This window comes from Methanolobus sp. WCC4, from assembly GCF_038022665.1.
Taxonomy (GTDB): Archaea; Halobacteriota; Methanosarcinia; order Methanosarcinales; family Methanosarcinaceae; genus Methanolobus.
In genome coordinates, this window is record NZ_CP150629.1 from 585,451 (window position 1) to 598,722 (window position 13,272).

Here is a 13,272-nt window from a genome sequence, read left to right on the forward strand (position 1 = left end):
ATTAAGGATATCAGGTTCATCCTGTTCGTTATAGCTTAAAGTATTATAACCGGACGGAGATGGTTTCTAGTAAGGGTATCAGTTCTTATCGACGATTTCGGATCTCTCTTTATAGTAATCGAAGAGCTCCCTGCTCCACTCAAGAGCATGGGTATCAAAACTCATGAGTATCGTATGATCATACTGGCCCTGCTCGTTGAAGAAACACAGGAAAAGGAAGCGGTCCGTGCTAACAAGAGTTGCCAGTCCGGTCTTGTCGCCGGATACTCTCAGTTCTGTTGAGTCGAAGCTGTTGAACTTCTCAATATCATCTGTAAAATCCTGTTCCATCCTCTCATAGACGGAATCAGTGAAAATAAGTGAGATATCGATCCCCTTCTCGGCGAGCTTAGAGTACATAGCAGGGTATTCAGGATGGAAATAAGCATTGAATGCCATAATGTATTCGGATTTTGCTATGTTCTCGGTGAACTCCTTTGGGAACTCGAACAGGTAGTTCAGGTCGGGCTCTATAATAAGACAGTTACCAAGCTCACCGAATCTCTTCAGCAGTGACTTTGGTATCCCGTTAAGATTGCGGTTCTGCCAGTAATCGCTGTTCTCCTCGAAGACCTCGACCACATTCAGCAGAGGGAGCATGTTCTCAACAAGCACTTCTCCCATATTGGTCAGGATGTAGTAGTCACCGTTCTGTATGACAAGTCCACGCTCCTTGAGTATCTTTATCTGAGGGATAAGGGCAGTGGAAGTCACATTCAGACTCGTTTTGATCTCCTCACGGCTCTTTTGTCCTTCGATGAGAAGTAAAAGGACATTCTTGCGTTTTTCAGAGTTGAGGATAACATCGACAAGTGAACTTTTCATTTGGATCAACTGCTTTTATCCTTTATATAGATGTTTTATATAATAACCATTTGGTGACCAGTATAAATGTTGTCACTCATCACTTACCGGTTTATTCATACCGAACCTGTAGAGTGCTATCTCAATGTTGCTCTTAAGGTCATTGGCCTTGAATGGCTTGACTATGTAACCATAAGGCTCTGTCTTCTTTGCCCTTTCAAGTACATTGTCGTCGGAGTAGGCTGTCAGGAATATCACAGGAATGTCAAAACGCTTGCGGATCTCCTCAGCGGTCTGTATCCCATCCATTTCCCCTTTTAGTCTTACATCCATGAGAATAAGGTCCGGGAAAGTTATCTCTGCCATCTTGATGGCTTCCTCTCCGGTTGTGGCCAGTGCCGGGACCGTGTACCCAAAACTCTTGAGCTTCTTCTTTATGTTTAAAGCAATTATGCTTTCATCTTCTACTACTAATATTTTAATATCCTTTGCTTCTTCCATCCTTATCGCCTGTCAATGACCTGTAATAATAGTTATTAAATTAATTGAGTCTGATCCTGAATTTAGTTCCCTCGCTTTTGTCGAGTTCTATAATACCGTTTATCTGGGACGTCAATGTCGTTACAAGTTGTAATCCCAGTGAATCTGTCACAGTGAAGTCAACGTCTTCAGGGAACCCTACACCGGTATCACCTACTGTCAACGTCAGTTTCCCATCCGTCAGGTCGAGATCAACGAATATCTCTCCTTCCTCTCCGGGTTTGAATGCATGTTTCAGTGAGTTGGAAATAAGTTCGTTGACTATCATTCCCAATGGGATTGCAGTGTCCATATCGATGAAAACAATATCAAGGTCAAGTTTTACTTTGATATTCTCTTTTTCTATCATATATGAATAGGATAGCTCGTTCACAAGTTTCATCAGGTAATCCGAGAAGTCAATACTTTCCATATCCTGTGACTTGTAGAGCTCTTCGTGTACAAGTGCCATTGAGATCACACGGTTCTGGCTCTCTCTGAAGGCTTCGATAACCGTATCATCATTGAACTTCTCAGATTCAAGATCAAGCAAGCTTGAAATGACCTGAAGATTGTTCTTGATACGATGGTGGATCTCCTTCTTACGTACCTCTTCCAGTTTCTTGCGTTCATCCATGATCTGGGCAAGAGTGATCCTTGTTTCTTCAATACCTTCCGTTAGAATACCAAAGTCACCTTCACCGTGAACCTCTATCTTCTGTGAGAAATCATTATGCTGGAATGCGGTAAGCACCCTATTGGAATCCTCAATCATGGTATCCAGGGATTCTGCAAAGTTATCAAGTGTGTCTGAAAGCTGCTTGAACTCTCCCTTAGCTTCCATTTTTGACCTTTCAGAAAGTTTTCCATGTGAAAGGGAGGTTGTGAGGTTAATGGTATCGTGGATCGGGTTGATCACCGCATCAAGGATCTCATTCAGACCTATAGGTATCTCCTTGAAGTCTTCCTCAACATCCGTTTTTGCTCTGGAATATAGCCTGCCCATAACGGCATCCTTTGATATCTTCTTGAAATCGTAGACAATCTCTTTGATCGTGTTCGTAAATGAGAGTGCTATGAGATAGGAGAAAACCCCCATGAAAATAATAGCTACAAATGATATCATCATCAGTTTGTGAGTGAGGTTCTGTACACCTGCAAATATCTCATCCCGTGGGACCACAAGTATGAAAGAGAAACCACCTGCTTCAACCGGTTCGTAGAACATGACCACATCTTCACCGGTATTGGAATCCACTGTTTCGAGATGACCGCTGTTTCCATTGTATATATCATCGGCTATAAGTGAATAATCATCTATTCCCAGGTCATAGAGCGTCTTCTTACCGATCCAGTCCTTGTTATATGGATATGTTACAAGTACTCCTTCCTTGTCCACAACAAAAGCGTATCCGGTTTCGAATGCCTGCACGTCGCTGATATCTTCATCAAGATAGTTGAGTGAAACATCCACTCCCGATATTCCAGCAAATTCACCATCTTTCATTATCGGGGCAACATAGCTCACAATGAAGAGCTTTTCATAGAAGTAAGGCTCAGTGATAACGTTCTCTTTTGTTGCTTTTGGACCCTGGTAATAACTAAGGTCCTCGTAGTTGATCAGAGGGTAGAGCTTGACGGTTCCTTCCATTGTATTCCAGTAAGGAATGAAACGCCCTGTAGAGTCATGGCCTGATGTGTTCGCATAGAGACTGTCCTGTCCGTCAAAGGCATCCGGTTCATAGCCTACATACACTCCCACAAGCTGAGGGTGCGTTATCAGGGTTTCCCGAAGCATGGCATTTGCCTCATCCCTGCTCAGGGACTCAAAACTTCCAACTGTAGCGGCATTTGTCTCTGCAATGGCCAGGTATTCTTCCATATCGCCATTGAAGTCGTTAGCATGTTTTCCTGCGATCTGGACCGCCTGTTCGTAAGCAAGCTCCTCTTCCTGGTTCGTGACCGTTGTAATGGTCATGGCAGTACTTGTTGCCAGTACTATGATGGTCCCGACCACTATGTACAGTATCAGTTTGAATTTCAGGGATCTGTTTTCAAGTTTCATTTGAACTGGTCTTACTTTAAGCTCTTTGAACTTTAAATACTCGCAAGCAAAAATTGTAATGTAATTGTATCATTACAACAGCGTTGTAATGATCAGATGATAACGTAACATTTTCTTTGTAAATACGAATTCAACAGAGACGGATACATTTTGCTGAGTTTATGATATATAATATCTTTGTCTATTGAGAACTGTTCCTCAAGGGCCCAGACCTTAAAAACGTAAAAAGGGACAACTACGGAGGCTAAATATGTCAAATCAGGAAATGTTAGACACACTCAGAGACACTGTCGTTACACAGAATATCAACGGCTGTGCAGAAGCTACCCAGGCAGCCCTGGATGCAGGACTTACTGCAGTTGAGATCATCAATGACGGCCTTTCTCCAGGAATGAAGATAGTAGGAGACAAGTTCGAGGCAGCAGAGATCTACCTTCCACAGATCATGATGTCTGCAAAGGCAATGAACGCAGCAATGGAACTTCTTTTACCTGTACTTGAGCAGGAGAAAGGAAACACCGACGGTGTAGGTCTTGCTATCACCTACGTACAGGAAGGCGACATCCACGATATCGGTCACCGCCTTGTAACAACCATGCTTGAAGCAAACGGTTTCAAGATCGTTGACATGGGCGTAGACGTACCAAATGAAAAGGTTGCAGAAGAAGTTGCAAAGAACAAGGACAAGAAACTCCTGCTCGTTGGTTCAGCACTCATGACAACCTCAATGCTTGGCCAGAAGGACACAGTTTCCATGCTTGTAGAAGAAGGCCTTAGAGACTCTGTTAAGATCATGTTCGGTGGAGCACCAGTATCAGACGCATGGATCGCAGAGATCGGAGCAGACGCAACAGCAGAGAACGCAGCAGATGCAGCACGTGTTGCACTCAGCCTTATGGAATAATCCCGATCATTTGATAATTATCTGATATTTGAGGTGAAGAAGAATGACATTCGCAAGATCAATGGATTGTTTTGAGTTCTATGAGAGAGCAAAGAAGGGAGAGAAGACAACCCAGGATGACTGGGACCTTATGACCATCCCAATGAAGGCAATGGAACTCAAGCAGAAGTACAACCTTGACTTCAAGGGTGAGTTCGTACCAACTGACAAGGACATGATGGAGAACCTCTTCAAGGCAGGTTTCGAGATGCTCCTTGACTGTGGTATCTTCTGTACAGACACAAGCCGTGTAGTGAAGTACACAGAGGACGAGATCTGGGACGCTATCAACAACGTCCAGAAAGAGTTCACATTGGGAACCGGCAGGGACGCTGTCAGGGTCCAGAAGAGAAGTGTTGGTGACAAGAGAAAGCCAATAGTCCAGGGTGGTCCAACAGGTTCCCCAATTTCCGAGGACATGTTCATGCCAGTTCACATGAGCTATGCTCTTGAGAAGGAAGTCGACACAATTGTCAACGGTGTCATGATGACAGTCCGTGGCAAGCCACCTATCCCAAAGAGCCCATATGAGGTCCTTGCAGCAAAGACCGAGACCAGGCTCATCAAGGCAGCAGCAGCAATGGCCGGAAGGCCAGGCATGGGCATATAGGGACCAGAGACTTCCCTGTCCGCTCAGGGAAATATCTCTGCTGACTGTGCCGGTGGCATGGTTTGCAGTGACAGTCACGAAGTATCCCAGCTCAATGAGCTTAAGATCGACCTTGATGCTATCAGTGTGATGGCACACTATCAGGGTAACAGTGACATCATCATGGATGAACAGATGCCTATCTTTGGTGGATATGCCGGTGGCATAGAAGAAACCACAATAGTCAACATCGCAACCCACATCAACGCATTTGTAATGAGCAATGCAAGCTGGCACCTTGACGGTCCGGTCCACATCCGCTGGGGATCCACAAACACCCGTGAGACCCTCATGATCGCAGGATGGGCATGTGCAACTATCTCAGAGTTCACAGACATGATCTCAGGTAACCAGTACTACCCATGTGCAGGTCCATGTACCGAGATGTGTCTGCTCGAAGCATCCGCTCAGTCCATCACCGACACAGCTTCAGGCCGTGAGATCCTCTCCGGTGTAGCATCCGCAAAGGGTGTCGTTCAGGACAAGACAACCGGTATGGAAGCAAGGATGATGGGAGAGGTTGCAAGGGCAACAGCAGGAATGGATATTTCTGAGGTCAACAAGGTCCTTGATGCTCTTGTCAGTTCCTATGAAGGCAACTATGCGAATGCACCACAGGGTAAGACCTTCCAGGAATGTTACGACATTGCTACCGTAACACCAACTGACGAGTACATGAAGGTCTACGCTGATGCTCGCAGGAAGCTCGAAGAGTTCGGTCTTTCATTCTAAGACATTTTGTATCGATAAGACAGAAACTATGACCTCCACTCTCAGATGACTGGTGTGTAAATGCCGGTCATCTCTTCTTCAGGAGTCCGATCATGACAGAATATACCCCAAAAGAAAGATTATCCCGTGCACTGACCGGTCAGTCTGTTGACAGGATGCCTGCTGTTTGTGTTACCCAGACAGGCACTGTTGAGCAGATGGAGGCCTGTGGTGCTTTCTGGCCAGAGGCCAATAATGATGCGGAAAAAATGGCAACACTTGCTGAAGCAGGTCACACCGTAGTTGGATTCGAGGCTGTCCGTGTGCCTTTCGATATAACTGCGGAAGCTGAGTTCTTCGGTTGTGAGATAAAGGATGGTACATTGGAGCAGCAGCCATCCGTAGTGGGCCATGTTGTAAAAACAGTAGAGGATATCGAGAAGCTCAAAGGCTATGATCTCAGTGAAGGCAGGATCGGTGTTGTTTGTGATGCTATTAAGATACTTGCAGACAAGTATGGTGATGAACTTCCAATAATGGGCAGTATGATCGGTCCTTTCTCACTTGCACAGCACATCAATGGCGATGAGTGGTTCATGGCTATCTTTACAGACGAGGCATTCGGCCTTGCTCTTATGGAGTTCACAACTGACTTCTGCGTTGCTTACGCAAAAAGAATGGTTGAGAACGGTGCCGACACCATGGTCATCATCGACCCTACAGCAAGTTACCAGCTGATAGGTGCTGAGTTCTATGAGAAGTTCGTGGTTCCTTTCCACAAAAAGATAATCGATGCAATGCATGAGGTCAATGTACCTGTAGTATTGCACATCTGTGGTGATACCACTCAGGGTCTCTCACTTATGGAATCATGTGGTGTTGACTCCATCAGTGTGGACCAGAACGTTGATGCAGCAGCAGCTGTGGCCAATGTCGAAAAGGCTGTCATTGTAGGGAACCTTGACCCTGTGAACATGCTCTGGAACCAGACACCTGAGACCATCAAAGAGCAGTCACAGAAAGTCATTGACGCAGGAATAGGATTGCTTGCACCCGGATGTGGTACTGTGAGCAAGACACCTACCGTCAATCTCCAGGCAATGATAGAAGTGGCAAAGAGCCACAGATATTGAAAACGTTGAAACAATTGCAAAGTCGCTTATTTCTCCGGGTCGGATCCTTCTGATGAATTGCCCCCTTTCCCGGAGATCCTTTTTCTTTTATTATTGACCTTACATCGTTAAGTATCCTGAGTATCTATTACTATTACTGTATTGACTAAAAGTATCAGAATCCTGTCATAGTGTGGTAAGTATGGATAATCTCAGGGATCATATCAGTGAGTTTTTCGGATTTATGAAAAAAGCGACAACAGCAGTTCAGACAGTGGATACCATAAGAGAACGTCTGGATGCCGAGGGCTTTACAGAATTGCATATGAACGGATCATGGGAACTGGATGCAGCAGGGAAATACTATCTGGCTCCTTATCCTTCCATGCTGGTGGCATTTACTATCGGAAACACTCAGGACCTGACAAAAGGTGTGAGGATGATCGCTGCCCACACGGACAGTCCCGGATTCAGGATAAAACCAGATCCCGAGGTTAACAGTGAAGGGATGCTGACCTTGAATGTGGAACGCTACGGAGGACCTATCCTGAACACATGGTTCGACCGTCCCCTGTCCATTGCCGGAAGGATAGCTGTTAGGTCCGATGAGGTGCTGAGGCCTGAAGTTATCCATCTGGACCTTCAGAGACCGGTACTTATCATACCCAATCTGGCTATCCACATGAACTACGAGATCAATAAAGGTCTGGAGATCAAGGTTCAAAAAGAGATGCAGCCTCTCCTGACACAGCTGATGGAGGATGCGGTCAAAGAAGGTTATCTGCTGGATATGATCGCAAAGGAAGTGGGGGTCGGTCCGGAGGATATCCTTGATATGGACCTGAACGTCTATTGCTGCGAGGAAGGAATTCTGGTGGGTTCAAAGGAGGAGTTCATCTCCTGTCCGAGGATCGATGACCTGTCCATGGTGTATGCTGCTATGGAAGCTCTTGTGGGGTCGATGCAAGAGGACGGGCTCAATGTGGTGGCGTTCATGGATAATGAAGAGATCGGCTCAACGACAAGGCAGGGAGCTGACTCCATAATGCTGAGTTCTATTCTGGAAAGGATCTGCAGGGGTATGGAGGGAACCGAACAATGGTCCAGCTGTCATATGCCGGACTTCTTTGTGATCTCGGCTGATGGTGCCCATGGACTGCATCCTAATTACGCTGAAAAGAACGATATCACCAACAAGCCTGTCATGAACAAAGGGATGACAATTAAGATCAGTGGGAACCGTTCATATGCTTCGGAAGTGGAGACCATTGCGGCTTTCCAGCAACTGTGCGATAAGTCCGGTGTGAAGTATCAGAAATTCGTGAACCATTCAGACCAGCGTGGAGGAACTACCCTGGGTCCTCTGTTGAGCAGATATATGCCTGTCCATGTTGTTGATGTAGGGGTTCCGATGCTGGCAATGCATTCTGCCAGGGAGCTGATGGGTAAACAGGACTTCCTGGATTCTATTGAGATATTCAGGACATTCTTCCAGCTGGAAGAATGATACTATTTTTACAAACGAAAAGAAGGTATATTATCCACTAAGGAACTGAGATAATAAAACAAAAAAGGTTTTGTCATCATGTGACTGTGTCACACAATGATACTATATGGCGGAAACCCCGGGAATTTAACCCGACTGAACGGATTTAGAGTCCATTCGATCAACATGATCTGATTTCCATGATGATTGAATCTAACTCTTAGTAGGGTTTATTCATATTTGTATTTTACGCTTAAATTGCCATTTATTCTGTTAATAGTGCTTATTGATATCGTTCTTATAAGATATTCTCTATTTATCATACGCAATATACATATAATCGAAGTAAAAAGAAGACAAAAAGTCTTCATTTATCTGCATCTGGCCTTCCCGTTCCCAGGAAAATGAGCTTTGTCTCTATAGGGGCACCGCCGTCGTCATCCATTGTGATATCCTCTCTTTTGATCTCTATACTCACATCCTCAGGTCTGATATCCGAGTCTTCCATATACTTCATGATAAGCTCCCTGCCGTGCTGGTTTGCGTATTCAATGGCTTCGGAATGAGTTGAGAACTCCCTTCTTTCCACTGGAGAGAATACCAGGATGGTCCTTTCGGTCTTCTTGTAGAACGACTTGACAAGTATCTCTATGTTCTTGACGCCTTTACCCACAAGAGCTCCCACAGCATTACCAACCTCGGCATATTCGGGAACTATGATATCAGCAACCAGCATCCTGTTAAGTTCCTCAACGTATGAGTGAACAGGTCCTCCGAGCAGTACCACCGGGACATTCACCTTGAACTGTGAGAGGAAATCCCCCCGTATCATCTTCTCGATCTCGGACTTCGAGACCCCTTTGTACATGAAGCTCATGAGGTCCAGTGCCATATTGATGGCCACTTCCTTCTTGATGAGCCTGCAAAGCTCCATCTCATCCATTGGTGTGTGCCTTGCAAGTATCCTTGCACCGGTGAGCGAGGCTTCCCTGTTCCACTGGGTGTATTCTCCAAGTACATGGAGCACATCGGTAGGGGTGAACCCTATGGCCTGGACAAGTCTTTTCTGTATAAGTGAGTCAACACTGTCCGGGGATATCGGCTTTCCGATCTTCCAGAAGATGTCATTGAGGGAGACAGGTTCCTCCCCTATTATCTCCAGAAGTTCTTTCTCAAATGAACTCACGTTCACGGCCTCCTTTCCAGTGCTTACAAAGAACTTTGTGGGCTGGACATTTTCCGCGAGCATGACCCTTGAAGGTGTCCTGCCGGACCTCAAAAGGTCCATGAATCCCGGGTACTTTACAGCAGCAAGGCAGAGTGGGACGACCCTGCGAGGTCCGATATTGACATTGCGGCTCTTTATCCATACGTGGCTGTCACCGCCCATTGCTGACGTTTCCATGCGTATGGCCTTGACCTTCGTATGCCAGCCACCGACCACGGCTCCAGTATCCACAAGTTCCGGCAGGCCGTTGTAGTTGAGCGAGACATCGGTGCTGGTCCCACCGACATCGATTACGGCACATGTATCATTGCCTGAGAGGAATGAAGCACCCATGAGACTTGCAGCAGGTCCTGAGAATATGGATTCTATAGGCCTTTCCATGGCCTCGTGGATACCTATAACAGAGCCGTCACATTTGAGCATCATGAGCTTTGCATCAATGCCTCTTTTCTTGATATCTGTCTGGATCGCGTGGATGAACTGGTCAGCTATGGGGAGCAGTTGTGCATTCAGGTATGCAGTGACCCCCCTTTCGTATGCTCCAAGGTCCTGTGACAGTTCATGTCCGCAGACGATCGGGAGTCCTGTGAGTTCCGCGATCATATCCCTCACCCTTATCTCATGTTCGGGATTACGGATGCTGAAATATGAGGATACTGCAAAGGCCGATACCCTGTCCTTTACCTTCAGTGCATATTCCCTGATCGTCTCAATATCGAGAATATCATCCTCAAGGCCGGCAACGTTGTGTCCGCCCTTTACCACGATATAATCATCGATAGGGGGATTCGCGGGAAGGGTATGCTGCCCTATCAGGACAAGGGCAACAGGATAACCCGTTTTCTCAAGTATCGTGTTTGTAGCGAGGGTGGTGGATACTGATACGAGCCTGATGTCAGGCAGGTACTTGCTGTCCAGCCCGTCAATGGCGTTCTCAATACCTGTCAACAGGTCAGGATAGGTTGTGAGCGCCTTGTTCGAATCAACGACCTTCCTGTCCGAGTCCCTTACTATCACTGCATCGGTGTATGTCCCACCGGCATCTATTCCAAGACTGTATTGGATCATTCTACCTCCATTTTTCTTCCGGCCTCACCGATGCCGGAGAAGATGAGCTTTGTTTCCACAGGAAGTCCACCTTCATGTGTAACGATATCATTCCGATGCATATCTATGCTGACCTCAGAAGTATCAAGACCGGCATCGCTCATGTAGTTCATGATAAGTTTGCTGCCGATCTCTTCCCCGAACTCCAGGGCTTCATGATATGATGCGAACTCTTCCCTGCCTCCCGGGAAGAAGGTAACAAAAGATGATGTTTTAAGATTGTATTTCGATTCGGTGTAGTTGGCCTTTATGAGAACCTCGAGTTTCCTGGCTCCTTTTCCTGCCACTGCTCCAACGGCATTCCCGACGTTACAGTGTTCGGGTACTATGATCTCCGCATCTATGAATTCCGCGAGTTCCTCTGCATAGGCTCTTACCGGTCCGCCAAGAAGCACAACAGGGAGGTCCACCTTGAATCCGGCAAAGAACTTTCCTCTGAGTACTTTCTCTATCTCTTCCCTGCTTACATCCTCAAGCAGGAATGCGATGAGGTTCAATGCCATGTTCCTTGCAACATCTTTCTTTATACTGAAGCAAAGCTCATCTTCATCGGTATCGGAAAGTGATGCCAGTATACCGGCTCCGATAACCGAGGCTTCCCTGTTCCATTGGGTGTATTCCCCAAGGACATGAAGTGCATCTGTGGGTGTGAAACCTATCGTCTTGACAAGCCTCTTCTGTATGAGCAGGTCGAGGGTTCCGGGATTTGGCAACCTGTTCTCATTCCAGTATATCTCACTGACAGTCAGCGGTCTGTCCCCTATCCTTGAGAGCAGTTCCTCTTCGGCAGGACTGAGATCGGTCGCTTTGAGTCCGGATCGCAGGAAGAACTTGGTGGGCTGGAGATTCTCTCCCATCTGGTTACGAAGGATCACCTGGTTCTGCCTGAGCTTTTCGATTAGCTCAGGGAATTCCACAGCGGCAAGGCAAAGAGGTATGACCCTTCGAGGCCCTATATTGACAATGTGGTTCCTGATCCATACATGGCTGTCACCGCCCATTGCGGATGTCTCCATCCTTATGGCCCTGACCTTTGTCTGCCAGCCACCGACCACGGCACCGGATTCGCTGAGTTCGGGTACTCCACGGTGTATCAGGGAAACATCGGTACTTGTTCCTCCAACGTCGATAACGACGCAATCCTCATTCTCTGAGAGATATGCTGCTCCCACAAGACTTGCAGCAGGCCCCGAGAATATGGATTCTATGGGTCTTTTCAGGGCTTCGCTGATACCGACCACAGAGCCGTCACATTTGAGCATCATCAGTTTCGCATCGATCTTCCTTCTTCTCATCTCGGAACTGACGGCTTCCATGAAATGACTGGATATAGGAATGAGTCTGGCATTCAGGTAAGCAGTGATCCCTCTTTCGTATGCTCCGAGGTCCTGTGAAAGCTCGTGTCCGCAGACAACCGGAAGTCCGCTCAGTTCCTTGATAAGTTCCTTTATTCTCAGTTCATGGTCCGGGTTACGTACACTGAAGTAGGACGAGACAGCAAAGGCAGAGACCTTATCTTTAACACTGAGTACAAAATCCCGAACAGGTTCCAGTTCAAGAGGACATACCTCATTTCCGGCACTGTTGTGTCCTCCTTTCACAAGGGTGAAATGTTCTATCTTTGCCCTGTTCGGTATGTCTGAATCGTTGGCAAGGATAAGCGCAACGGGATAACCTGTCCTTTCCAGGACACTGTTAGTTGCAAGGGTAGTAGAAACAGATGCGTAACGGACATGTTCCAGATAATGGGGGTCCAGTTCGTTAAGTGTGTTCCTGATACCTGTCAAAAGGTCAGGATATGTTGTGAGTGATTTATTTGAATCTATTATCTTCCCGTCAGAGTCCCTGATAATAACAGCATCAGTATAGGTGCCTCCGGCATCTATCCCCAGGCTGTACATCAGAGTACCTCCTAGCTACTTTTCACTTTTGGGAGCTTATTCTCAGAAACGGTACATAGCATCATGGTCAGGATGCTTTCAAAATGAGGGGTCATAATATTCATTGTTTTTACAAACGACATCTACAAACCTCAAGATCAGATAGATAAATACAAGGAAATGGGAAATTCCTGCTCCTTTCTGTTCTAGTGGAGGTAGAACGAAGGAGCAATTGAAGGAGGTAGAATTTCCACAGAGATGACCGCCTGATGTAGACCCAATTTAAATCAAGGCAAATTGTTCAATCTCCGATTTCAATTATGTGTTTTCTAATATTTATATTTTTGCTTTCAGTGGGATACTTATGTCTACTACTGAATAATGAAATGGGTATATTGTTACTGTTTTTTGTAAATCGTTATGCAGTTCCCGTTTTCCAACGCAAAGGAAAGATATATATATGTGAATATGATGTGAGTGATCGATCCATGGCTTTGCCCCTGTTGATATATTTATCCCATCTGTCAGATAATGTTCTTTTTTGAATATGGGAAACATTCTCCTCTGATCGATCTCTTTATATATTTTGTGTATAGTTCCGCAACACTGCATTAAGCTGAACTTACTTTCTTAAGAAGGTCTATTCATCGTGTTTTTTTTAATTATGGCAACCTTTATCTATGATCAGAAGAACATTTTATTCGTTAATATTATATACTGCAAGATCTC

At 45.9% G+C, this 13,272-nt stretch carries 8 protein-coding genes and 1 pseudogene; 4 read left to right on the top strand and 5 right to left on the bottom strand.

The annotated features are described in order from the left end of the window. Positions 1–78 precede the first annotated feature (78 nt). From V7O63_RS02975 to V7O63_RS02985, 3 genes are all read right to left on the bottom strand, one after another. Positions 79–864, bottom strand: a complete 786-nt coding sequence (locus V7O63_RS02975) for a winged helix-turn-helix domain-containing protein (protein WP_340820022.1) — start codon at positions 862–864, stop codon at positions 79–81. Positions 865–936: 72 nt separating this feature from the next. After that, entirely contained in the window at positions 937–1,344 is a 408-nt protein-coding gene (locus tag V7O63_RS02980; RefSeq protein WP_340820024.1) for a response regulator, read from the bottom strand. A gap of 40 nt (positions 1,345–1,384) precedes the next feature. Next, positions 1,385–3,427: a histidine kinase dimerization/phosphoacceptor domain -containing protein gene (locus V7O63_RS02985; RefSeq protein ID WP_340820027.1), complete on the bottom strand. Its 2,043-nt coding sequence runs from the start codon at positions 3,425–3,427 to the stop codon at positions 1,385–1,387. A gap of 250 nt (positions 3,428–3,677) precedes the next feature. Here V7O63_RS02985 and V7O63_RS02990 point away from each other — a divergent pair, with 250 nt between their 5' ends. The 4 genes and pseudogenes from V7O63_RS02990 (at position 3,678) to V7O63_RS03005 (ending at position 8,349) form a co-directional block, all read left to right on the top strand. Next, positions 3,678–4,331, top strand: coding sequence for a methyltransferase cognate corrinoid protein (locus V7O63_RS02990; RefSeq protein WP_340820029.1), 654 nt, complete (start codon positions 3,678–3,680; stop codon positions 4,329–4,331). Between the two features lie 43 nt (positions 4,332–4,374). Further along, a pseudogene (locus V7O63_RS02995) lies at positions 4,375–5,751 on the top strand (monomethylamine:corrinoid methyltransferase). Positions 5,752–5,843: 92 nt separating this feature from the next. After that, entirely contained in the window at positions 5,844–6,863 is a 1,020-nt protein-coding gene (gene mtbA, locus V7O63_RS03000; RefSeq protein ID WP_340820030.1) for a methylcobamide:CoM methyltransferase MtbA, read from the top strand. Positions 6,864–7,044: 181 nt separating this feature from the next. Then, entirely contained in the window at positions 7,045–8,349 is a 1,305-nt protein-coding gene (locus V7O63_RS03005) for a M18 family aminopeptidase (protein ID WP_340820032.1), read from the top strand. A gap of 346 nt (positions 8,350–8,695) precedes the next feature. On the opposite strand, the gene V7O63_RS03010 is transcribed toward V7O63_RS03005, so the two are convergent. Together V7O63_RS03010 and V7O63_RS03015 are read right to left on the bottom strand one after the other, a co-directional pair. After that, the gene (locus tag V7O63_RS03010) at positions 8,696–10,624 is read right to left on the bottom strand and encodes a hydantoinase/oxoprolinase family protein (RefSeq protein ID WP_340820034.1); all 1,929 of its coding nucleotides are present in this window, start codon (positions 10,622–10,624) and stop codon (positions 8,696–8,698) included. Continuing rightward, on the bottom strand, positions 10,621–12,564 hold the full coding sequence (locus tag V7O63_RS03015; RefSeq protein WP_340820036.1) for a hydantoinase/oxoprolinase family protein: 1,944 nt from the start codon (positions 12,562–12,564) through the stop codon (positions 10,621–10,623). The genes V7O63_RS03010 and V7O63_RS03015 overlap by 4 nt, the downstream gene beginning before the upstream one ends. Positions 12,565–13,272 lie beyond the last annotated feature (708 nt).

Coding starts and splice junctions, on each gene's coding strand:
- V7O63_RS02975 (WP_340820022.1), bottom strand. CDS start 864: ATGAAAAGTTCACTTGTCGATGTTATCCTCAACTCTGAAAAACGCAAG.
- V7O63_RS02980 (WP_340820024.1), bottom strand. CDS start 1,344: ATGGAAGAAGCAAAGGATATTAAAATATTAGTAGTAGAAGATGAAAGC.
- V7O63_RS02985 (WP_340820027.1), bottom strand. CDS start 3,427: ATGAAACTTGAAAACAGATCCCTGAAATTCAAACTGATACTGTACATA.
- V7O63_RS02990 (WP_340820029.1), top strand. CDS start 3,678: ATGTCAAATCAGGAAATGTTAGACACACTCAGAGACACTGTCGTTACA.
- mtbA (WP_340820030.1), top strand. CDS start 5,844: ATGACAGAATATACCCCAAAAGAAAGATTATCCCGTGCACTGACCGGT.
- V7O63_RS03005 (WP_340820032.1), top strand. CDS start 7,045: ATGGATAATCTCAGGGATCATATCAGTGAGTTTTTCGGATTTATGAAA.
- V7O63_RS03010 (WP_340820034.1), bottom strand. CDS start 10,624: ATGATCCAATACAGTCTTGGAATAGATGCCGGTGGGACATACACCGAT.
- V7O63_RS03015 (WP_340820036.1), bottom strand. CDS start 12,564: ATGTACAGCCTGGGGATAGATGCCGGAGGCACCTATACTGATGCTGTT.